The organism is Streptomyces sp. NPDC045846 (assembly GCF_056431605.1).
The window spans coordinates 1-22,649 of the sequence record NZ_JBWKKJ010000026.1 but is presented as its reverse complement, the minus strand read 5'-3'; the positions used below and the strand labels follow the sequence as shown (position 1 = coordinate 22,649).

The window sequence follows — 22,649 nt, the reverse complement described above, 5'->3', positions numbered from 1 at the left end:
ACTGCCACGGCGACCCGCACCACTCGTTGGCCGCTACTCATGCGGTGCGGTGGCTGGAGCTGTTGTCCTGGCGGAAGAGCCAGTCGAGACGGGGCTCGATGAGCGGCTTCATGGCCCAAGAGACGGGGCGACTGCAGAGCACCAGGGCCAAGGCAACGGACAACGCAGTGAGAGCGGCCTGGCCCGCCGCTTGGTGCAGGACGTGGTGATCGTAGGCGTGGGTGTGGACGAGGGCCTGGCGTATGAATGCATGCAGGAGAAAGGCGCTCATGGTGCCGGTGCCGAATGCCGTGTACCAGGTGCGGCGGTGGGGGACGAGTGCGAGGAATGCCGCCGTGAGGATGAGGCCGACGGCGTAGATCGCCGCGGATTGGGCGAGCCAGTGGGCGTACGAGACGTGAAGCTCGGCCGCGCTGCTGCTGCGGTACAGCCAGCCCGCCGTGAAGCGGGGGGCGAGCCAGTACGCCGCGCCCCCGGCCGCTGTGAACACGGTGATCGCTGCGGTCTTCACCCAGCGGGTCTCACGGAGCCATGCCAGGTGGCTGGGGCGCAGGGTGAGTCCGATGACGAAGAACGGCAGGAACTGCAGGACACGGGTGATGGACAGTTGAGCGCCGAGGGAGAACGCGCCCGTGGCGAGGAAGAGGATGGTGGCCACAGTCACTGGGGCCCGCAGGGTCTGCCACAGGGGGGCGGTCAGGCGCCACAGGCAGAGGGCGATCAGGAACCAGGTGATCCACACCGGGGTGAGCGGCTGGATCTTCGCGTGCACGCCGGAGAACGCGCTGTTGAAGAGGGTGAGCAGCACCCCCCACAGGACGAAGGGGACCAGGACCCCGGTGGCCAGGCGGCGCATCTGCTGCGGCCGGGCGGCGAAACTCCGGGAGAAGAAGCCCGATATGAGGATGAACGCGGGCATGTGGAACGCGTAGACCAGGAGGTAGAGAGCCTTGAGATGGCGCTGTCCCGACTGCTCTATGAGGGGCTCCCAGAAGTGGCCGCACACGACCAGCACCACGGCCAGCAGCTTCGCGTTGTCGTAGTAGGGGTCCCGGCCACTGCTGGGCTGCTCCCGCATGTCGGAGCGCAGGGCGGGGGAAGCGAGTTGGGTCACGTGGACTACCTCGAGGACTGGCGGTCATGGGCAGGCGCTGCGGACGCGAAACCGCCACAGTCGGTGCCGATCGTAGACCCGGCTGTGAAACGCCTGTGCGATGCCCCTGCGCGTTCCGCCTCGCTCGGGTGAGCGCCTTCGGGAAGGTGCAGGCGAAGGCCGTGCTGACGTTGTGTCCAGGCTGCGAGTGCTACCGAGGGGGGTCGGTGGCCTGGAGCGGGTACAGCCGTCTCCTCACGAGTGACGGCCTTGCGTACGCGCTCCGTCCGGGCAGGCCGAGTGGGCTTTCGTGCCCCGAGTTGCGCGCTCAGCTGGCCGCAGCGCCGAACCACCGGGGAAGCCGGTCGAGCAGATCCTGCTGATCGTCGCCGACCCACGCCACGTGGCCGTCCGGCCGCAGCAGCACCGCGGGCGCGTCCAGTTCCTCGCTGATGTCGGCAACGTGGTCGACTCGATCTGCCCAGCCTGCCACCGAGAGGCGGCCAGTCTGGTCGAGCAGCAGCCCGCGGCCGCCATGCATCAGCTCATAGAGGCGGCCCCGCTTCAGCCCCACGTCCCGCAATCGTCGGCCGAGCAGTTCATGTCCCTCGCCGAAGTCGTAGCGGACCCCGATCGCAGTGATCTTCTCCGTCAGGTACCGGTTCACCTCCTCGAAGTCCATCAGTTCCGACACCAGCCGACGCACTGCTTGGGGACCCGGCTCGATGGACATCAGCTCCATCTGCGCGCGGGTGTTGTCCAGTACGTCGGCGGCCACCGGGTGCCGTTCGGTGTGGTAGCTGTCCAGCAGTCCCTCCGGTGCCCAGCCGTTGACTTCGGCGGCCAGCTTCCAGCCGAGGTTGAACGCGTCCTGGATGCCGAGGTTGAGCCCCTGCCCGCCGGTCGGTGGGTGGATGTGCGCCGCGTCGCCGGCCAGCAGCACCCGGCCGGTCCGGTAGCGCTCGGCCAGCCGGGTGGCGTCGCCGAAGCGGGAGAGCCAGCGCGGTGAGTGCACGCCGAAGTCGGTGCCGGCGAGCTTGCGCACCTGCCGCTTCAGCTCGTCCAGGGTCGGCGGGACCGTGCGGTCCTCGGCCACCCCTTCGGCGGGCGCGACGATGCGGTACACCCCGTCCCCGAGGGGCATGGCGCCGAACCGCTTGTGGGTCTTGCGCACTTCGGCCACCACGGCGTTCAGCGTGTCCGGCGGCGCGGTCACCTCCACCTCGCCCAGCAGCGTCTCGACCCTGGAGGGCTCGCCGGGGAAGCCGACACCGAGCAGCTTGCGCACCGTGCTGCGGCCGCCGTCACAACCGACGAGGTAGCGCGAGCGCAGCCGCGTGCCGTCGGCAAGTTCGGCCATCACCCCGTCTTCGTCCTGGCTCAGCCCGACGAGTTCGCAGCCGCGCCGGATCTCGACGCCGAGTTCGGTGGCGTGCTCGGCAAGCAGGCGATCGGTGGTGGTCTGCGGAATGCCGAGGGTGTAGGGATGCGCGGTGTCCAGCTGGTCCGGCGCGGGCTTGCTCATGGCGGCGAAGAAGCCACCGACCGGGTGCTGCTTGCCGACCGCGAGGAACCGCTCCAGCAGACCGCGCTGGTCCATCACCTCGACGCTGCGCGCGTGCAGGCCGAGCGAGCGGACGATCCTGGTCGGCTCCGCCTCCTTCTCCAGCACGAGCGCGTGCACGCCGTGCAGCCGCAACTCGCCGGCCAGCATCAAACCGGTCGGCCCACCGCCAGCAACGATCACATCAATCATGAACCCCCCACTCAACAAGGTTGCATTTCGGCCAGCTGCTCTACGCAGTCCGGCGGCGCGCACACCCGGACCTCCGCGCCGCGTGCCCGCCACCACACTGCGAGTCCCGCCAGCGGTTTCACGTCCCGCGGAACCCACAGTCGATAAACGCGCACGTACTTCGCGAATCCCTGACTTGCCCAAGCTCTGGCCTCGGCCGACGATTCTGCGCCACGACCCGGGCCTTGCCGCAAGGCCCCCCGTGCGCTATAAGTTGAGAGTGGCAAGGAGTAGGTAATCTCCTTGCCTTTGCTTTTTGCCGTCCGCTGCGGATGGACAAGCCCCTCCCGTATCGGAGCCAGCGACGCGCGGTCGGCACCCGAGGTGTGGTCGCCGAAGGCGGCGGCCCTCGCCCATACCCCACCGTGCATGGGTCAGCGGCTCCATCCCGCCCTTCTCCTTCGACCCCGACGTGGCGCTGATCGTCGACCCGGAACTCCTGCGGGAGGAGGAGATGTACTCCAACGCCGCCCGCCTCGACCGGTCCCTGCACATGTCCACCGCCGACCATTTGACGGCGGCCAGGGCGGACGTGCTGCCCATCACCGAGGCCGCCGCCGCACCCTTGTCCTGACCAACCGCCCGGCCGCCGGGCCCGCCGCCACTCTACGGCCGTGCGCTTGGTGGCCGTCCGCCCTGTTGACAGGCACCCGGTCAGGTCCGCCAGGTGGGCCGGGTTGGTCGAGGGTGGGGTCGTTTCCTTGCGTGCGGCCGGTCAGCCCAGGAGAGCGGCCGCGGGTCCTGATACCCGTGGCCCCCGGCCGTCGCCGGAGGGGGCGTACCACCTGGTCCTCGTCGGCGATCAGCACCATGGCGCTCACGTCGCCACGCTCGCGCAGCCTGGCCGTCGTGGCCGCGAGTTCACGCGCTACGTGGAACGGGGGCAAGTGCTCAGGCTGGTGACCACACCTCAGGCCGGTGTGGTGCACCTCCACCTCCCGCAGCAGGCTGTGGACGGCGCCTCGCACAGGGCGCACCCCGCCGGCGCCTCCCACGCCGCGTCCGGGTGCTCGGCGGCAGCAGCCAACAACCCGCCCAGCGCACCACGCAGATCGACGGCAAGCTCCGCGGCCGACCGCCCTGCACCCCCCTCGATCTCGCGCTCGCGCCGCGCCTCGTCGTCGTACTGCGCAAGGTCCGCACCCGTGCGGGCGGCGGTCACCGAAGCCGCGATGGGCCGTAAGTCGGACTTCTCGGCGTCTGTCTGCCCAGCTTTGTAGGGGCCTTGTAACAAGGGGCTTGGTGGCTTTGGAGTGCGTGGTTCCGGCGTGCTGGGGTAAGGCATGCCCGGGGTATTCCGGGGCAGCAGTTGATCTGACGCGGTCGACCCGTCCGGGGCCGTCCCTTTACGTGAGGAGAGTTGTATGAAGTCATGGCGCAAGCGAATGACCTACGGTCTTGCTGCCGTGGCCGCTACGGTCGCGATTCCGTTGACCGCCGGCTCCGCCTCCGCCGCCAGCTGGCACGACATCGCCGGTGGTCCGGAGATGTACCCCAACATGGCCGCGTGCCAGGCGGGCATCCCGACGGCGAAGCAGCATTATCAGGACGCCACTTGTGTCGACAACAACGGGCGCATCTCCCTCTGGGTGCTGTACTGATGGCGTAGCACCGACTCCGTAGAACCTGATTCCGCAGTACTGATTCCGTAGCCGCCCCCACAGGCCGGGGCTTTGTATTCCGACAGGCACTGTCGGTGAATTCACGGATTGCCGTGAGGTTCGCCTCTGGAGGGGCTGGCGACAGGATGCGACATACGGACGACTTCCGGCGCCCGGAGCCGGGGCCACCGCCCCGATCGGTTTCTTCGAGGCGCGAGCATCGGAAGGGCCGGAACGCGGAGCCCACACCCCACGTGATCGGAGTGCCTGTCTGAAGTTCCCGCGGAGGAACTCGGCACTCCACACAGCAGTCGGACGAATCGACCGACCGTACAAGGGCCTCAGTCGCTGCGGCGTCAGGTCACGGTCATCGTGGCGAGCAGGGTCAGAGACTGCTCGTCCGGTGAACCGGCCGGGCGTGGAGGACGGCGAGCACCTGGCCGCCCTCCAACGGCATAGTGAAGTCCGGCCTTTCGAATGCGGACAACTCCGACCTGACCCAGGTCGGAATGGAGTTCTTCCATCCGAAGGTCGGAGGTGTCCGACTCTACGCAGACGTGTTCGGGCAGGCTCTGCGTCAGCAGAGTTCATGGTTGGCGGGCGGGGTCCGAGTACCCGTACCCGCTGAGTGTCTGGGCCTCTTTCATAGCGGCCTGTACTGGTTTTCCACCCTGGACGTCCTGTGCTGGGAGTGAGGGGTGAGACGTCCGTCCACCGCGAGAGGACAGAGGTCTGTCTGACCCGGGTTTCTCCCGTCCCGCTCCAACGCGCTCTGCCTGATCCCCCTTTGACGACTGGCCAGAGCGGCTTCTTCGCAGCACATCGGAGACATGGCCGGACACCGCCGCCAGCCCAGCGATCTGTCCGACGTCCGCTTGGGCACTGATCGAACCGGTGCTGACGGCCTGGCGGGCCCAGCGCCGTCGGCACGCCCTCGACATCGGCCGCCCACCCGAACACAACCTGCGCCAGATCATGAACGCGATCCTGTACGTGGACCGCACCGGGATCCCCTGGCGCTACCTGCCCCATGACTTCCCGCCCACCAGACGGGCTACGGCTACTTCGCGCGGTCGGACCAGGACGGTGTCTTCGCCCAGCTCACCGGGTTGATCAGCCGTGACGTCCTCCGGCGTGTAGTCGTCGTCCCGGAGTGAACCTCTGCCCGGCTGCACCGGCTCGATCAGGGCGTCCCGGTGTCGGCGCGGCGGCGTTCGACGGCTCGGACCAGATCGGTGCCGATCTCGGCGAGGAAGTCCGCGGCCGTGTCGAGCCGCTGGCCTGCGGGAGTGGCGGCGCCGAGGAGGTCGGCGCCGCTGCGGGCGAACTCGGCCAGCAGGGCGTTGCGTTGGGCGCTGGCGAGCATCGAGCGGTACCAGACGTCGCCGTTGATGGTGTACTGCTCGCGCCGCCCGTTCCGCTCGCGCTTTATCAGCCCCTGGTCGGCCAGGTAGCCGACGGCCTTGGAGACCGACGCCGGGCTGACACCGAGCCGTTGCACCAGGTCGGCCGCGCTCAGGCTGCCACTGTCCGTGACGTACAGGCAGCCGAGCACCCGGGCCACCATGCGCGGCAGGCCCATGTGCACCAGCAGGTCGGCGAAGCGGCCCGCGAACTCGGCGATGGCCGCCGGATCGCGTCCGTCCGGGGCCAACGCCCCGTTCCCGGCCGGCCGAAGGAGGCCCGGCCGTCGGCGGGCCCGGCGGGCGGTGGCGCGCTGAGCGGTCTCCGCGCGGTAGCGGGCGGTCCCGCCGTTGCGGGCTATCTCCCGGGTCACCGTGGACGTCGGACGGTCGATGCGCCGCGCGATCGCGGCGTAGTCCAGCCCCTGCGCGAGACCAGTGGCGATCACGAGACGGTCCTGCGGCGTCAGCCTGGCACCTGGCATGGGTGGGCTCCTCTCCTCGGGGTGAGTATCCGAACTCGGGGTGAAGGGTTGCAACCGTGCTTGCATTCGCCGTCACCGTCATTGCAAGGATTGATACCTGGTGACCTGCGGTGATGCTGGCGTTGAAGCGATCGGACATTGAGGGATCAGCGAACTCGGTCGTACGTTTCCCCTCGACGACGCAAGCCGACCGACCACGGGGGACCAACCATGAACACCACCGCCCGCACCGCCATTTCGATCGCCCTGGCCGGTGCTCTGCTGGCCTCTGCCCCGGCAGCGATGGCCGCCGACGGCAAGCACAACCGCGCCCACAAGGGTCTGCAGGCCGCGCTCGACCAGGCGGTCACCGTCAACGGCCTGCCGGGAGTGACGGCCGAGGTCCGCCACGACGGCTCGACCTGGTACGGGCAGGCGGGTACCGCGGACACGGCCACCGGGCAGAAGTTCCACCCGCAGGACCGGTTCCGGATCGGCAGCACCACCAAGACCTTCGTGGCCACCGCGCTGCTCCAGCTGGAGGCCGAGGGGAAGCTGGAGATGGACGACAGCGTCGAGCGGTGGCTGCCCGGCCTGGTCGACGGCAACGGCTACGACGGCTCGAAGATCACCATCCGCCAGCTGCTCAACCACACCAGCGGCATCGCCAACTTCGCGATGGACGACACGGTCGCGAAGGAGTTCCGAGGAGAAGCCTTCCTCCAGCACCGCTTCGACCAGTTCACCCCACGCCAGCTCGTCGCGATCGGCATCGGCGTGAAGCCCCGCTTCGCGCCCGGAACCAGCTGGGAGTACTCCGACACGAACTACGTGTTGGCAGCGCTGATCGTCGAGCAGGCCACCGGCCACCGTCTCGCCCAGGAGATCGCCGACCGCTTCGCCAAGCCGCTGCATCTCAAGAGCACCTACGAGCCGCCCGCCGACGACACCCGCATCCGCGGTCCCCATGGCCGCTTCTACTCCAAGCTCGGCCAGTTCAACGACCCCGCGCTGCCGGTCTACGACGTCACCGAGCTCAGCCCGTCCTGGGGATACGGCTCCGGGGACATGATCTCCACGGTGGGAGACCTGAGCACCTTCTTCCAGGCGCTGCTCGGCGGTCAGCTGTTGCCGCAGGCCCAGATGGCGGAAATGTTCACCATGAAGGACCCGACGGCGGGGCCGACGGGATGGATCCCGAACTCCCACTACGGCCTGGGTATCGGGTCCATCAAGCTGTCGTGCGGCGAGGTCTGGGGGATGGGCGGGGCGATCAACGGGTCCTGGTCCTACACCTTCGGCACCCGGGACGGCCGGCACCTGATGGCGACCCAGGTCAACGGCGACTGGGCGAACGGCGAGGACAGGGGGCCGGTCGCGGTCTTCACGAAGGAGCTGGAGGCCGAGTTCTGCGGCCAGGCGAGGAGCTGAACGCACCCCCTGCAGGACGGCCCGCTCCCCGGTCCCCGTGCTGCACAGAGCAGCACCGCTGCCGGACGCCGGCCGGGGGGTGCCCCTATGACTTTGGTCAAGGGGTGATCGGGGTTGGTGGTTGGTAGAAGGTGCCGTCGCGGAGCATGGCGAAGAGGACGTCGGCGCGGCGGCGGGCGAGACAGAGGAGAGCTTGTGTGGTGCTTGCCCTCCTTGATCTTCTTGCCGTAGTAGGTGCGGGAGACGGGGTCGGCCAGGGCGGCGAACGCGGAGAGGAAGAAGGCTCGTTTGAGCTGTTTGTTTCCTCTCCTGGACTGCTGTTCGCCGCGGATCGAGGTGCCCGAGCTCCGCGTCGTCGGGGCGAGGCCGGCGTAGGCGGCGAGGTGGGCGGCGGATGGGAAGTTGGTTCCGTCACCGACGTCGATGAGGATGCGGGATCCGTTCCTGACGCCGATGCCGGGCATGGACCGCAGGACCTGGGAAAGAGGATGGGCCTCCAGCAGCTTCTCGATACGGGCGGCGATGAGTTTGCGCGGGTCAAGAACCGCTTGGAGCGAGTCGGCGAGGCTGGGGACAAACAGTGCGGCCGCGTCCGTGCCCGCGACCACCACGGTCTGCTCATCGAGCGTGGTGAAGACTTCGTCGACGAGCCGCTCGGCCATCCTGGGCGCCTTTGGGCGGAGCAGTGGGACCAGCCGTCGGCGTCCGGCCTTGCGTATCTGGGCCGGAGAGCCGTACTGGCTGAGCAGTTTCAGCACGGCGGGGTGCTGCATGGGCGGGCCCAGGACCCGTTCGAGATACGGGTGGACCTGCGTGAACAGGCCGCGGAGCCGGTTGGAGAGCCGGGTTGCTTCCGTGGCCAGGTCGTCGTCGAAGCCGACGGTCGTCTCCAGCTCGGCGACCATCTCGTCGTCCAGTTCGAGCGAGCGCAGGGTGTGCGGCATGGCCCGGGCGGCGTCCGCGATGACGAACGCGTCGCGGCCGTCGGTTTTGGCCTCACCGGGGTAGAGGTCGGCGATCCGCCGCATGGTCAGGCCGGGCAGGACGGCGACGCGGCAGCCCATGTCCCCGGCGACGGCCAGGGGCAGGGCGCCGATGGTGGCGGGCTGGTCGACGACCACGAGGACGAATCCGTGCTTGGCCTGGAGCGTGCCGAAGACCTCGCGGAGTCTGGGCTCGCTGTTGGGCAGCCGCTTGTCGAAGGCCTTCATGCCGGCAGGGGTGACGGTGGTGGCGTGGTGTTCGTCCTTGCCGACGTCCAGGCCGAGGAAGAGGTCGATGTTGCTGATGTCGATCCCGCGCACGCTTCGGTCGCACTCAACCGGCCTCGCCACGGCACTGATTGCCACATCCACATTACGAAGAGCCTCCCGACCTGGGGAAAGGCCGGTGGTCATCCCTCTAATCAGCGGTCTATCAGTGCCTCCGGAGCTGGTGACACCACCCCAGAGCCATGCACTCGACAAGGGGAGGTAGTCATGCCAACTCCGACGGCCGACAGCCCCGTTACAAGGGTACGAAAACGATAATGGGGGACCATGCCGTGCTGCACCGCCGCACCCTCGGCTTGAAGTGCAGAGCGACGTGGACGAGCCAGAGCCGGTCGGTTTCGCGCTGCTCTGGCAGCCGCCCGCACCGCGAAGACCGGCGACAAGCGGACCGGACACGACCTCCTACACAAGATCCGCGTCACGCTCCGCTTCGGCAAGCCAACCACCGCACCCTCGACCACAACCACGCCGGACTCGGCGACGACGACGTGCTCCAGGCCGTGATCGACGAGCGGGCTCTGCCCGACGACAACGAGGCGAACACCGACCGCAACAGCCGCTTCCACGGCACCGAGCTGATCAACGCGGGCGACAGCAGCGACCCGTGGCCCGAGGCCCAGGTCGACGCAGATGCTCGATGGGCAGCGGCCCTGTGCCGCGCACATGGCTGGACCGAGCGGTCCGTTATCGGCCACAAGGAATGGCAGCCTGGCAAGCCCGACCCGTCTTTCTCCATGAACGACTTCCGTGCACGTGTCGCGCGCTACCTCAAGGGCGGATCCTCGGGCGGTAAGCCGACTCCGGCCGTTCCTCCCTTCCCCGGCACCTCCGCGTTCGGTGAGGGAAAGGCCAACGACTCGATCCTCCTGCTCGGCCAGCAGCTCGTACGCAAGGGCTACGGACGGCACTACAGGGTCGGCCCCTCGCGCGACTGGGGCGAGGCCGACCGCCAGAACACCCAGGACTTCCAGCGAGCCCAGGGCTGGACCGGATCCGACGCCGACGGCTACCCCGGCCCCGAAACCTGGCGCCGACTCTTCAGCTGACCACCCCCACCCGATCAAGGAGCATCCGCATGAACATCTACGTTTCGCTGCTGAGCACGGGTGTACCCGCCGCGGTCGGCTGGCTGGTCACCTTGGCCCTGCGCCATGGTCTTGACCTTGACACGACCGCCGTAGCCGAAACCCCAACCCTTGCCATCACGTTCGCCTACTACGGACTCTTCCGCCTGGCAGAAGAGCACCCGTCGTCGCGCTTCGGCTGGCTTCTGGGATACGCCCGGCCGCCGAAGTATGAGGCGCTGTCGTATCCGCTTCCTCGGAGCTGATCGCCAGGCTGTTGGGCAGTGCTGGACCTCGGCTCGGAAGTGGGCCCCCGCTTGACGGCGGGGCACGCTTCCGAGCCGAGGGCTCTCTGCCCCCTGTTTGACCGCTCGGCTATGCGAGACCCGCACGGTGTGAGCATCTAAACTCCGCCCGGAACCTATGCTCCCCTGAAAGTGGTGATTTAGTTGTGCATGGGAATATCGTCGCCGTAATCATTTTGCAACATTTGCACCCACTCGGTCTCCTCGAGGCACTGAAGAATCTCGAAAGCGTAGGCGGCGGAGGCCGCAGAGCGACCAGAAGAGGACTCTTCGATGAAGATCCAGATGCCACGGGAAATAATGCTCTGGCACTCCTGAAGAAACTCCGGAGAGTCGCTATCCGAAAGACCCAGGATGGAGTCCAGCAGGATTTCGCGCCGTAGCGTGTCGTGTTCACCAGCTAGAGCGGCCATCATGATCTTGGCTACCGCCGGCGCCGATGGCATGAAGAATGCATTTACGACCACATGTCCCTGCATCCAGTTCTTCCGCAGGAGACTCGCTGGATCCTGTCGCAGCACGTTGAGGAATTCTTCCACAGAATGGTCTGCCCAGCGGCCACACTCGCACCGGATCTGCGAGATCCCGCTCGCGGAGATCACTGAACGAATCAATCGGTCGTTGGGCATATTCGACTCCTGTGGATAGGGGCTGAAGCGGGGCTGCTCGCAACATGTGCCAGCAGCCCCGCATTAGGCGTTCAGTTAATCGGCCATCTGTCCGCCCTCTTCCATCTCGGCGCCTGCTTCGAAGAATGAGCGGAAGGGGGCGAAGTCTTCTTGACACCTGATGCACACCGGGTTGTGCACCAGCTCAAGTGCGCCGGGAGGTCCGACGACTTCGTAGGCCTTGGTGAACACGATTCTAGAGGCGTCTCCCCCGAGGGCGAAACAAACGTTTGCTTCTGCGCAGTAGCCGCCGAACGCGCCTGGATGTGCGCCTGATCCGGCGTAGGCGATCTCACCTGTGTCGATGTTGTATCCACCTACGTACGTTCGGTTCTTCGGTGAACTTGGACGCATCCGTAGAGCGTAGTCCTGCACGCCCTCCGAGGCCGTGGTTAGTTGCCCCTCATCGGTCCAGTTGTGCGGCGGTGCATGGACTTCGACGCCGGGAATGTTTTTGGCTCCGGCTTCCCCGCGCACGCTCGGCTTGATGACCGGCAGGCGCATGTCGTTACGTACCGCTGCAACGGTGCGTGGAAGCCCCTTGGCGACGACTGAGACTGCTTCCTCTCCTGCGAGAGGGGCCTTCGCCGCGAAGGATCCCCCGGGGAGCAACGGCATTATGGCCTTGGTAATGGCGTACGTTATGCGGTACCACAGGCTGTCAGATGGCTTTCCTGCCAAGTTTTTGAGCCATTGCGTGCCGAACGGGGTGGTGCCTTTACCTTCCCGATCGTTGCGGATTTTTTGGGCGCCATCCTGGTCCCCTGTGAGGGTCTTCTCTCCCTCCGCCACCTCGGATGTCCAGTCGATAACCGCGTGGACGACGCCCCTGATCATGTCATTCAAGCCGCCGAAGCTAAAGAGCCCGGAGGGGTCAGACATGTTTACTGGGTTGTTGTTGCTGTAGGTGTAGCCGTTCAACTGCTGAGAGTCGCGCAGGTCAACGAGCGGGTCGACGGATATGAAGCGGCCGGTCGCAGGGTCGTATTCGCGCGCGCCAAGGTGAGTGAGGCCAGTGTCGGCGTCTTTGGTGCCGCCGACGAAGGCCTTGTCTCCTGTCCAGTTGGCGGGTTGGTCGCCGCGTGGGGCGCCGAAGATGTTCGTTTTGCGTCGGGTGACGTTCTGGGTTGCGTCAGAGGTGATTTGGGTGGTGTTGGTGCCATGGGGGTCGGCGAGGAGATAGGTAAGTTTGCTGCCGACCCGCATAGCGACAACTCGTCCACCGACGGTGTAGTAACGCGTACCGGTGACGAGGCCGACTTTGTCGACGTGGAGTTCGTTGGCGCCGGGGAGGTAGAGGGTGGTGCCGGTGGAGTCGCGGCGGATGAGGCGCTGTCCGTCGGTGTCGTACAGGTAGTTGGTGGTGTTGGTGCCGTCGGTGAGGCTTTTGAGGTGGCCTTCGTCGTCCCAGGTCAGGTTCTGGGCACTGGGGCCGACGGCACGGGTCTTGGTGTTGCCCGCCTGGTCGTAGGTGTAGGTCTCGTCGTGGGCGCCGGCGCCGGACTGGGTGACCTTGGGCAGGTTGTGGGTGCCCGGGTCGGGTGCGGTGTAGGTGCGGGTGGTGTCGGTGGTAGGGCTGGCGGGGGTCTTGTGCTGGGTTTCGGTCTTGCGATTGCCGACCGGGTCGTAGGTGTAGCTGGTCCAGTACGCGTCTTGGCCGCCTATCACCGCGTCAGAGGGGGCGGCTGCGCACTGCTCGCCGGTGTTGGTCCAGGCTTCGGAGATGCGGCGCAGGGCGTCGATGGTGAAGCACTGGGTGTCGGTGGTGCGGGTGGTGTCCTGGCCGTAAGCAGTGGCGATCGCAGTGATGTTGCCGGCCGGGTCGTAGGTGTAGTGGGTGTCGTCGATGCGCTTGGGGTTGGCGTCGCGGTCGTTGGTGACGCGAGTGGGCTGTCCGGTGTGGTCGTCGTATTCGGTGGTGGACCAGACGTGCTGGTTGAAGGCGCCGTACTCCTGGCGGGTCGGCTTGCCGTAATGGTCGTATGTGGTGGCCGAGATCAGGGGATCGTTGCCTGCGTTGGCGAAGTTGACCAGGCCGTGGACGGCGGTGTACGTGGTGGAAACTTGCTCTTCGGGCAGGTCGCCGAGGGCCGGCTCGTAGGCGTACTCCTGCTGGCCGCTGTTGGCGTTGTAGCCGGCGAACCATTCGTAGGTGCCAGCGAGTTTTCCTTCACTGGCGGGGACGGTGACGACCGTGTCGTTGGGGTTGTATAGGTCGTCGTAACCGGTGATCTCGGTGGTGTAGGCGTCCGATCCGACATAGCGGGTCGTCTTGCTGGCCTTGCCCTTGGCAACGGTGTCGTAGGTCCACGAGGCGAGGGCGCTGGTGCCTTTCTTCAGGGCGGTCTTGCGGCCGAGCGCGTCGTAGTCGGTGTGCAGGGTGATGCCACGGGCGTCGGTTGTGTCGGTGATGCGGTCGCCCTGGTCGTAGATGGTGCTGGAGGCGCCCTTGTCCGGATCGTCGACGTGGGTCTGGCGGCCGCGAGTATCGTAGGCGTAGGTCCATTTGGCACCGGACGGGTCGGTGATCTGTTCCACGCGGCCGAGCTTGTTGTAGCTGTAGAGGGTGGACTGGTACTTGGTATGGTCCGCGTCGGTGTACTGCCTCAGTTCGGTGGTGCGTCCGAGTGCGTCGACGACTGTCGTGGTGCTGGTGCCGCCCTGGGGCGGGATCGCCGTGGTGGTGTCACCGGTGTAGCTGGTGGTGGTTCGTTCCTTTACGTCACCGAACCGCTTGCTGAGTACGGCGGTGGTGCGGCCCGCGCCGTCGAACTGGGTTTCGGTGGAGGCGGGATAGTCGGTGGATTCCGCGCCGGTGACCAGTACGGGTTCGGCCTTGCCGGTGGCGTAGTAGGTGCCGGAGGTGCGGTTGGCCTCGCCGCGTGTGTTGTAGAACGTCTCGCTGATCAGGCGTCCAGAGCGGTCGGGGGACTCGGACTGGGTCTCCCGGTTGCGCAGAAGGCCGTCGTAGAAGGAGTAGCTGGTATCGAGCTGGTTGTCATGGGTGAGGCTGGTGCTTGCGACGACGGTCGGTCCATTGTTGTGGATTTGGTAGTCGAAGGCGTAGTTCGGCGAGTTGGGGTAGGCGACTGCGGAGCGGGTGGGGATCCACACCTTGGTGAGCCGGCCGAGTCCGTCGTACGCGGTGGTCTTGACCTTGCCGTTGGCGTCGGTTACCTGGGTGGGCTGCCCGCGCAGCGGATCGACCACGGTTGTCACGACGTGCCCAAGCGGATTTGTGACGACCGTCTTAGTCGGCGCTTCACCGGTTGCCGGCGTGTAGGCGGTGGTGGTGCTCTTCCCGTAGGGATCGGCTGCGGCAAGGGTTCGGCCGTACTGGTCGTAGCAGAGCTGATCCTTTAGCGGACCGCAGGTGCTTGGGACCGAGCTGACGGTGTCGTAGCCGGAGCCGTTGCCCTTGATCTTTTCCGTCTTGGTGGTGTTGCCCTTGGTTGGGGCGGCGTTGAGGTCGGTGTTGTTGTCGTAGTAGGTGCGAGTGTCGGTGATGATGTCGTTCAGTGCGCTGCTGGCGGCACCGCACCCTCCGGCGATGGTCTTGGTCTCGGCGGTCTTGTTCAGCAGCCAGAGGCTGGTGTTGCGCGTATAGGTGGTGGTGGTGCACTGCTCGTCGCCGGTCTTGCCGGTGTCGCCACTCTGGAAGACGGAGTCGACCATGCCGTAGTTGTCGAAGTGGCGGGTCAGCTCGGTGGTACGGGCTCCGCCGGTGATGGTGGTGCGCGTGGATTCCTTCTCGGTCCCGGACTGGTACGCCTCAAGATCCGGCAGCCCGGCCCGGGTACGTGCGGCGGTCTTGGCGGACCGCCACGGGCTATAGGAGGTGCGCGAGATCAGCGCGCCGCCGTCGCCGTTGAAGGTGGCGCTGGAGCGGGTCATCCCGGCGAACTGCTCGCGGTCCGTGACCGCCGTGGCGTCAGCGTCGTCGCTGTCCTTGACCTCGGCTCCGTCGATACCGCGGAAGTAGCGGGACTCGGTGAGGGTCTTCGGATCGAGGCCGGTGCCCTTGCGGGTCTGGACGCGCTCGTAACCTCGTGCAACGGAATAGGCGCGGTCCTCAGGCTTGGTGAACTCGTCCGTGCTTTTGGCCCACTTGGCGCCGCCGAGGTAGTTGTACTCGGTGACGGTGTCGGGGGTACTGGCGAGGTTGTCGCCTTCGGTGACCCGCTGGACGACGTAGGAGTTGAACCAGTCCTGCTTGGCGGTCTCGCCCTCGTAGGCCCACTTCACCGGGTAGCAGCGGGTGGTGTTCGTACCGTCGGCCGGAGGCAGGGTGGTGGCGGTGCATTCGGGGTCGAGGTAGTCGACGCCGATGGTGCCGCCGGATTCCGTGGTGATCTGCGACATGCGGAGCCGGACGAACGGAGCCAGGCCGTCGCCGAGCTTGTCCACCCGGTTCGGTTTCTGCACGCCGGCGAAGGTCACGGGCGGCAGGGCTGCAGTGCCCGAAGACTTGCCCGTTCGGGTGATGGACTGCAGCCACATCGGGGTCGAGACGCCGTCACCAGCGGCAGGGAAGCCCTGTTGCAGGGTCCAGGAGTCCACATCCTTGTAGGCACCGCCGGTCAAGGATCTGGTGGTGATGGTGGTGAGGCGTTTGCGGGACCAGAAGGTCGGTGAGTACTGGTCCTTGCACTCGGTGGCGCCGTCCTTGCAGTACAGGTCGAACGGGACGTCGGGCCAGTTCTTGGCGTTCGTCGTGTCGAAGGTGCCGCAGGTGTCCAGGCACCGCTCAGAGACGTCGAACTTGACCTGGCCCATGGCCTTGGCGCTGTAGACGGTGTCGGAGCGCAGGCCGTAGTCGATGTGGTCGAGCCAGCCGCCGCGGATGTAGGAGGTCACGGTGGCTTTGCCGGTGGTGTCGGAGACGTTGCGCCCGTAGTTGTTGGTTTCGGTGTTCCAGTAGTACGCCATCGCGTTGCCGCGGACATCGACGACGTAGTCGAGCTGCCAGCGCCAGGCCTGTTGACACCAGGCGGAGGCGAAGGAGGCGTTGTAGCAGGGCTCCCCGGACTGGTTGCCGAACACCGGCACCGTCCAAGTCGAGTTGGTCGTCGGGGTGGTGGCGTCCTTCCAGCCCGGCAAGCGGTTCAACCCGAAGTAGTACTGCGTCCCATCGGTGTCGGTGACCTTCCAGTGCTCACCGTCGTTGTCACCGTTGCTGGCGCCGGTCAGCTTCTCGACCCTCTCGCCCGAGTCGCCTGCCGGGTGCCAGCCCGTGGTGGCGTCGTAAACCAGTTCGGTACTTCTGCCGTTCAGCGACATGGTGGCGTTGTCGTTGAACCAGCACAGGTCACCGACCTTGGTGGTGTTGGTGCCGCCGGTCTTGTCGTCGTTGCACGATTTGTAGCGGCGTTCGATGAAGCCGGGCTCCATCGACCAGCCATCCCCTAGCCAGCTGGACTGATTGTTCGACGCAGCGGTCCGTCCGTCGACCGACTGTGAGTTGTAGCTCAGGGACGTTTTGGGCTGCATGCCGCCAGGAACGGCCGGCACGGTGAGGGGGTAGGACCAGTTGAAGGCGCCTGTCGAATCGCCAGCACTCCATGACCCGGAGGCCTGCAGCGAGGTGGCCTTGTAGTCGCCCGTGCCGCCGGAGGCGCCTGCGGTCGCCGCCAAAACAGTGGCCGTCGTTGAGGCCCGGGCCATCAGCGGCTGGGCTGACGCCAGCGGGACGTTCGCGACCAGCGTTCCTGTCTTGGTGTTGTTGGTGGTCAAAAGCGGTTTCCCCGTACGGCACTTGGCCACCTGGGGGGTGGTCACGGCGCAGGCAGGTAGTTCGACAAGGTGAAGCCGCGCGGCCCAGTCGCCACCGTAAGCACCCTTAAACCCCGAGTAGTCGACCTCAACTTGCGCTGAGCCAGGCTGGGTGACCTGGTCGGTGCGGTTGAGGGACAGCAGGAGTCCGTCGACACCAGCCTTCTGAGCAGTGCCTCGATCGGCGATCGTTACCTTCACCTTCGAAGGCGCACCCACGGCGCGGCTCTGGCCAATGAGACCGGCGACGGACACAGGCAGGGAACCAGCCCGCTGCTTCCCGCCCGCCGGGGCAGCCTTGAGAGCCAACGACATGCCCATGCTCTTGCCTGTGGATGCCCCGGTCAGGTCGACGTCGGCTGTACCCGCGGCCGGCCAGACAACCTTTGGACGCTTCCAGGCATTGGCCGCTGCGGCGTCCGGCTTCTTTGCCCCACCGATCGGTGCCTTCGCCACCGGAACAGCCTTCGGCTGTTTGAGGCCAGGCAATGCTGGCCCTTCGTTGTTGACTGCCACCGACACGGCAGGTAGCAACCCCACCATGACCGCAGCGGCTATGGAAACCGCCAATCCACGCGCGCCGAAACGGCTCACGACCCACCCCTCGCCCATTTTCAAAAATGACCGACGGAGCGTAACAGGGTTTGTAAACGATCTGTCAAACATGTGTTTTCGCAGATCGGAAGGAACTGATCATAACGGTCGACCCCGGAGGTTGGTCGCCCGCTTCCTCCACTCGTAAGGCATGGCTGATGCGCAGGTCAGAGCCCTCTAGGTAAAGATCAGGTAAGGAGATCCTGTGCGTCCGCTTTGTGCCTCAAGGGGTGGAAAGGGTGGCTTGTCAATGTAAAGGACATGTGTAAGGGGCGAGCTCTGGAGGTTGGGTCGATCTCGGACTCTGGGGTTATAGAGTCACCTCAAAAATTGCCCTATGGAAAAGGATGGGTGAGGTGTACACGAGACAAGGAAGAAAGTGGCCGCGGGGCCGCTTTCGGGCGCGTGCGACGACAGGGCTTCTGGTCGGCGCGGTCGTGGCCCCGGCCGTGGTCGCGTTGCCGACGACGGCTGTCGCTCACAGCGCGGCTTCGGCCATCGCGGATCCGCAGCCGTCCGACCCAGTGACGCGGGGGGTGATGAGCGAGGAGGACTATGCCCTGCAGCAGGCCAAATCCACTGGAAACTCATACGAGTTGGTCTCGGCGCGCACCGAGGCTACGGACACGTGGGCGCAGCCGGACGGTACGTTCACGGTGCGCCAGTACGGGCAGGCCGTGCGGGTGTGGCGTGGCGGTGCGTGGGTCCCTACTGACCCGACTTTGGGTTTCGCCGCGGACGGGTCGGTCGTGCCGAAGGCAGCCACTGTGCCGGTGAAGTTCTCCGGGGGCGGTACGGGGCCGATGCTGTCCGGCGTCAAGGACGGGCGCACCCTGTCACTGACCTGGCCCAAGCCGCTGCCCAAGCCCACCCTGAACGGAAACGTCGCTACCTACCCCGAGGTGCTGCCGGGGGTGGACCTGCAGCTCAAGGCCGAAGTCGAGGGCTTCTCGCAGCTGTTGGTGGTCAAGTCGGCGGAGGCGGCGAAGAATCCGGAGCTGGCCACGCTCAACTTCTCCACCAGCACTGTCGGCCTGAACATCGCCAAAGACGGCGACAGCGAGTCGCTGGTGGCGACCGACCCGGCTGGGCAGACGGTCTTCACCAGCCCCGCGCCCATGATGTGGGATTCCACGCCGCCTCCTGCACCTGCCGGTACCGCCAAGGCAACCATGGCAGCGAAGAGTGCGCTGGCGGCCGGGGAGGGCGCCAGCACACCCGCCGATGGGTTCGAGCCCAGCGCCGGAGCCAAGGATGCCGTGATGGGCACGTCGCTGAGCGCCAACTCACTGGCGCTCACTCCGGATCAGAAGCTGCTGACCGGATCGGAAACCACCTACCCGGTCTACATCGACCCGTCGTGGGGCTGGGGCGACCGGCAGAAGTGGAGCTGGGCGCGCGTCTACCAGAAGTACCCGACCCAGAGGTTCTGGAACACCGACAACGTGGTCCGCGTCGGCTACGAGAACGAGACTTACGGCCTGTCTCGGTCGTTCTTCCGTCTCGACACCAGCTATGTGGGCGGCGCGCAGATCCAGTCGGCCACCTTCCGCATCCGCAACACGTGGTCCTGGTCGTGCCAGAAGAGGCCCGTCGAGCTGTGGCGGGTTGGGGACATCTCCAAGGAGACGGACTGGAGCCACCAGCCGGACAAGATCGGCTGGTTGGACACGGTGAACGACGCGAAGGGCTGGAGTAACTCCCAGTGTGGGGCGGGCAACTTGGAGTTCAATGCGACCTCCGCGCTCCGTGACAGCGTTGCGGCCGGCCAGAACAGCCTGACCCTGGGCCTCTACGCCAGCGACGAGTCCGACACCTTCGGCTGGAAGAAGTTCGACCCGAAGACGGCCGTGCTGGAGGTGAAGTACAACCACCCGCCCAAGAAGCCCGACCACCTCGGCACCAGCCCGCAGACCAGCTGCAGCGCGGGCGGCGCCATCGGCAACAGCCCCGTCAGCGTGTACGCCCACGTCGACGACCCCGACGGGGGCAACCTCACGGCCCACTTCCAGGTCTTCAAGTCCGGCACCGCCAATGCCGTGGTGGACACCAACATCCCGGCCCTCAAGGACCGCTACGCCACCCTCGTCCTGCCGGGGACCTCAACACCCAGCGGGGACTACACCTGGCGCGTCCAGACCGAGGACGGGGACCACGCCACCTCGCCCTGGAGCGAGACCTGCAAGTTCACCATCGACCGCGACCGCCCCAGCCTGCCGCCCACCATCACCTCCACCGTCTTCCCCAGCGGTGACAAGGGCTGGCCCGACGAGCCGAACGGCAACGTCAACGACAACGGACACTTCACCTTCGGCGCCAACGGCGTCTCCGACGTCGCCTCGTACAACTGGTGGACCGACTTCGACCCCCAGGTCAACAAGGTCGACGCCGGCACGCCGTGGACCGATGAGATCAAACCCCCGGTAGCGGGCCCGCACTTCGTCTACGCCTACAGCGTGGACAAAGCGGGCAACCGCTCCGACACCGCCACCTACCTCTACTACGCCGACGGCAGCGGCACACGCGACGTGGCCGGCGATCTCAACGGAGACGGGTTCAAGGACATCTGGAGCGTGGACGCCAACGGCACCCTGCTCACGTACGCAGGCCACGGCAACAAGCAGTTCTCCGTCGCCACCAACGGCGGCGGCGCCTTCCCCGGCCAGCAGGTCGCAACCAGCGGCGACTGGGGCCAGGACGGCAAGAACGACCTGGTCTCCCTGGAATACAGCGACACAGCGCAGCAGAACATCCTGCGCGTCTACCCCAATAACGGCCGCGGTCTCATCAACCGCGATGGGTACAGTTCCTTCGACCTCAAGGTCACCTGTCCCAAGCCCACCACCGGAGGCCTGTGCAAGGGAGTCACCGACGACCACTGGTCGAACGCCGACCAAATCCTCACCGGCGACTTCAACGGCGACGGCAAGTCCGACGTCCTCGTCAAGCAGGGCAAGCAGCTCTGGGCGTACTTCGGCGACCGGTCCGAATACCTCACCCGCGGTCGCAGCCACCCCGTGCTGATGGGCGGCACCGACTGGGACCAGTTCACCCTCATCAGCCCCGGCGACCTCAACAAGGACGGCCTGCCGGACCTGCTCATGCGCAAGGACGACACCGGCGACATCTACCGCGCCTACGGCGAGGCTGACCCCAACGGGGCTCTCAACGCCGCAACGTGGGGCACCGCCGCGCGCCGTACCAAAATCACCGGGCTCACCCTCAAGAAGAGCGACTACCCCGTCATCGGTTCCTCCGGCGACTTCGACAGCGACGGCATCGCCGACCTGTGGGGCCGCAAAGCGGACAACACCGTGACCGGCTGGCCCGGCCAGGCCACCGGCAACGACTTCACCGGCTTCGGCCAGCCGTTCACCATCGACGGCTCTGTCGGCGGCCGCCGCATCACCCCCGGCACCCGCCTCACCTCAGGCCAGTCCGTCACCTCCAACTCGGCCAGGCTGACCATGCAGGCCGACGGCAACCTCACCATCACCTCCAACGCCAACAAGGTCATCTGGTCCACCAACACCAGCGGAAACGCGGGAGCCACCGCCCTCATCCAAAGCGACGGCAACATCACCGTCAACAAACCAGGCGACGACTCCACCTCCCTGTGGAGCACCAACAACGCCACCCAAGGCAAGCCCGAACACCTGGCCGACGGCTACGCCCTACTCCAGGACCGCGGCAACCTCGTCGTCTACAACGCCAAGGCCCAGGCCCTGTGGTCCAGCGGCACCACCATCCGCCACGACTACAACGGCGACGGCCGCAGCGACGTCGCCGACTGGTACAACTACGCCGACGGCCACGACGCCCTCCACACCCTGCTCACCAACTCGGACGGCACGTTCAAGGCCCCCTTCGAGGGCGCCGTCTTCCCCAACGGGTACTTCGACGCCACCAAGGCGCGGTTCACGACCGGCGACTACAACGGCGACGGGCGCGGCGACGTGGCGTTCCTGTACGACTACGGCGGCGGCAAGGTCAAGCTGTTCACCGCGCTCAGCAAGCCCGACGGCACCTACCAGACCCCGCTCATCGAGTCGTGGTCCAGCCCGAGTGGCTGGTGGGCCAACGACCTCAAGCTCGAGTCCGCTGACTTCAACGGTGACGGCCGCGACGACCTGGCCGCCTGGTACTCCTACGCCGACGGCAGCGACCGGCTATTCACCTTCACCGCCGACATCCGCGGCGGATTCAACCCGCCGTTCGATTCCTACTACATGAACGCCGGCAACTGGGACATCAACAAGAGCAAGCTGGTCACCGGCGACTTCAACGGTGACGGGCGCGACGACATCGCCGCCCTGTACGGGTATCCGGACGGATCGGTGAAGATGCACACCTTCGCCGCCACCCCCACCGGTGCCTTCCAGGCCAGCGTCCAGTCCTGGGGCGACACCGCCACCGGCTGGGGCGACTGGAACCGCACCACCATCCAGGCCGGCGACTTCAACGGTGACGGCATCGACGACGTGGTGGCCTGGTACGACTACGCCGACGGCCACGACGGCCTCCACACCATGATCGCCAGCGGCAGCCACACAGGAGAGTTCGCCAAACCCGTGCCCGCCCTGACGATGCCCGCGGGCTGGTGGGACGTGAACCGGAGCAAGCTGGTCACCGGAGACTTCGACGGCGACGGGCGCGACGACCTCGCCTCCCTCTACGGCTATCCCGACGGCAGCGTCCGCATGTTCACCTTCACAGCCAAGACCGACAACAGCGGCACCTTCAACGCCGGCGTCGGCAGCTGGACCACACCCACCGGCTGGAACCTCAACGAAGCCAACGTCATCCGCCCCTACAACTAACCGACCCAGATAAAGCCGATGGCCTCGTGCGGAGCACCTGCTCCGCACGAGGCCATCGCCGTAAGAAGACCACGACCTGCGCCAGACCGGCGCCCCCCCGTCGAGGCGCGGCCGAGCCCAGGCCCAGCGACCAGGCACCGCGTTCAGACCTGTACGAGTCCCTGCTTCAGCCTGCGGCCAAGGGGACGCTCGACCAACCGGTGCACCAGCCACGCCAGCAGCACCATGCCAGCGGTGACCAGGGCGAGGAGCGGGTAGGCCGGAACGCGGGACAGGGTCTGTCCAATCAACGGCTGATCTTGGTTGTTGAGGTTCAGTTGTTGGCCGGGGTGAGCCGGCCTTCGAAGGCGATCTGGAAGGCGTTTAGG

At 66.5% G+C, this 22,649-nt stretch carries 11 protein-coding genes and 3 pseudogenes; 7 read left to right on the top strand and 7 right to left on the bottom strand.

Annotated elements, in window-relative coordinates; all coding sequences use genetic code 11:
• Positions 1-37 precede the first annotated feature (37 nt).
• Positions 38-1,114: an acyltransferase family protein gene (locus AC07F3_RS39425; RefSeq protein WP_479119737.1), complete on the bottom strand. Its 1,077-nt coding sequence runs from the start codon at positions 1,112-1,114 to the stop codon at positions 38-40.
• Between the two features lie 307 nt (positions 1,115-1,421).
• Positions 1,422-2,849 (bottom strand): rifampin monooxygenase, encoded by a 1,428-nt coding sequence (gene rox, locus AC07F3_RS39420; protein ID WP_479119773.1) that lies wholly within the window; start codon positions 2,847-2,849, stop codon positions 1,422-1,424.
• A gap of 295 nt (positions 2,850-3,144) precedes the next feature.
• Here rox and AC07F3_RS39415 point away from each other — a divergent pair, with 295 nt between their 5' ends.
• The 3 genes and pseudogenes from AC07F3_RS39415 to AC07F3_RS39405 form a co-directional block, all read left to right on the top strand.
• The gene (locus AC07F3_RS39415; RefSeq protein WP_479119736.1) at positions 3,145-3,462 is read left to right on the top strand and encodes a YbaK/EbsC family protein; all 318 of its coding nucleotides are present in this window, start codon (positions 3,145-3,147) and stop codon (positions 3,460-3,462) included.
• A 790-nt stretch (positions 3,463-4,252) separates the two neighbouring features.
• Positions 4,253-4,489: a hypothetical protein gene (locus tag AC07F3_RS39410; RefSeq protein ID WP_479119735.1), complete on the top strand. Its 237-nt coding sequence runs from the start codon at positions 4,253-4,255 to the stop codon at positions 4,487-4,489.
• Between the two features lie 830 nt (positions 4,490-5,319).
• A pseudogene (locus tag AC07F3_RS39405) lies at positions 5,320-5,622 on the top strand (transposase); the annotation flags it as partial.
• 50 nt (positions 5,623-5,672) lie between these two features.
• Here the strand turns inward: AC07F3_RS39405 and AC07F3_RS39400 are convergent.
• Positions 5,673-6,377 (bottom strand): GbsR/MarR family transcriptional regulator, encoded by a 705-nt coding sequence (locus AC07F3_RS39400; RefSeq protein ID WP_479119734.1) that lies wholly within the window; start codon positions 6,375-6,377, stop codon positions 5,673-5,675.
• 210 nt (positions 6,378-6,587) lie between these two features.
• On the opposite strand from AC07F3_RS39400, the gene AC07F3_RS39395 reads away from it, so the two are divergent.
• A complete protein-coding gene (locus AC07F3_RS39395; RefSeq protein WP_479119733.1) occupies positions 6,588-7,787 on the top strand; it encodes a serine hydrolase domain-containing protein in 1,200 nt (399 codons plus the stop codon).
• Positions 7,788-7,884: 97 nt separating this feature from the next.
• On the opposite strand, the pseudogene AC07F3_RS39390 reads toward AC07F3_RS39395, so the two are convergent.
• Positions 7,885-9,082 (bottom strand): annotated as a pseudogene (locus AC07F3_RS39390) (IS110 family RNA-guided transposase).
• Between the two features lie 158 nt (positions 9,083-9,240).
• Between AC07F3_RS39390 and AC07F3_RS39385 the strand changes: the two are divergent.
• Positions 9,241-10,104, top strand: coding sequence for a peptidoglycan-binding protein (locus tag AC07F3_RS39385; protein WP_479119732.1), 864 nt, complete (start codon positions 9,241-9,243; stop codon positions 10,102-10,104).
• Between the two features lie 29 nt (positions 10,105-10,133).
• Entirely contained in the window at positions 10,134-10,388 is a 255-nt protein-coding gene (locus AC07F3_RS39380) for a hypothetical protein (protein ID WP_479119731.1), read from the top strand.
• A 179-nt stretch (positions 10,389-10,567) separates the two neighbouring features.
• Here AC07F3_RS39380 and AC07F3_RS39375 read toward each other — a convergent pair whose 3' ends face one another.
• Together AC07F3_RS39375 and AC07F3_RS39370 are read right to left on the bottom strand one after the other, a co-directional pair.
• Positions 10,568-11,056 (bottom strand): hypothetical protein, encoded by a 489-nt coding sequence (locus tag AC07F3_RS39375; RefSeq protein WP_479119729.1) that lies wholly within the window; start codon positions 11,054-11,056, stop codon positions 10,568-10,570.
• A 75-nt stretch (positions 11,057-11,131) separates the two neighbouring features.
• Positions 11,132-17,461 carry an RHS repeat domain-containing protein gene (locus AC07F3_RS39370; RefSeq protein ID WP_479119727.1) on the bottom strand — a complete coding sequence of 2,110 codons (6,330 nt, stop codon included), beginning with the start codon at positions 17,459-17,461 and terminating at the stop codon, positions 11,132-11,134.
• Between the two features lie 539 nt (positions 17,462-18,000).
• On the opposite strand from AC07F3_RS39370, the gene AC07F3_RS39365 reads away from it, so the two are divergent.
• Complete coding sequence (locus AC07F3_RS39365) at positions 18,001-22,281, top strand: FG-GAP-like repeat-containing protein (RefSeq protein ID WP_479119725.1); 4,281 nt, start codon at positions 18,001-18,003, stop codon at positions 22,279-22,281.
• 143 nt (positions 22,282-22,424) lie between these two features.
• On the opposite strand, the pseudogene AC07F3_RS39360 reads toward AC07F3_RS39365, so the two are convergent.
• Positions 22,425-22,649 (bottom strand): annotated as a pseudogene (locus tag AC07F3_RS39360) (hypothetical protein); the annotation flags it as partial.

Bases quoted from the DNA above. Each gene is read 5' to 3' on its own strand.
- AC07F3_RS39380 (WP_479119731.1), top strand. From the start codon at position 10,134: ATGAACATCTACGTTTCGCTGCTGAGCACGGGTGTACCCGCCGCGGTC.
- AC07F3_RS39395 (WP_479119733.1), top strand. From the start codon at position 6,588: ATGAACACCACCGCCCGCACCGCCATTTCGATCGCCCTGGCCGGTGCT.
- AC07F3_RS39400 (WP_479119734.1), bottom strand. From the start codon at position 6,377: ATGCCAGGTGCCAGGCTGACGCCGCAGGACCGTCTCGTGATCGCCACT.
- rox (WP_479119773.1), bottom strand. From the start codon at position 2,849: ATGATTGATGTGATCGTTGCTGGCGGTGGGCCGACCGGTTTGATGCTG.
- AC07F3_RS39365 (WP_479119725.1), top strand. From the start codon at position 18,001: ATGAGCGAGGAGGACTATGCCCTGCAGCAGGCCAAATCCACTGGAAAC.
- AC07F3_RS39410 (WP_479119735.1), top strand. From the start codon at position 4,253: ATGAAGTCATGGCGCAAGCGAATGACCTACGGTCTTGCTGCCGTGGCC.
- AC07F3_RS39375 (WP_479119729.1), bottom strand. From the start codon at position 11,056: ATGCCCAACGACCGATTGATTCGTTCAGTGATCTCCGCGAGCGGGATC.
- AC07F3_RS39385 (WP_479119732.1), top strand. From the start codon at position 9,241: ATGCACTCGACAAGGGGAGGTAGTCATGCCAACTCCGACGGCCGACAG.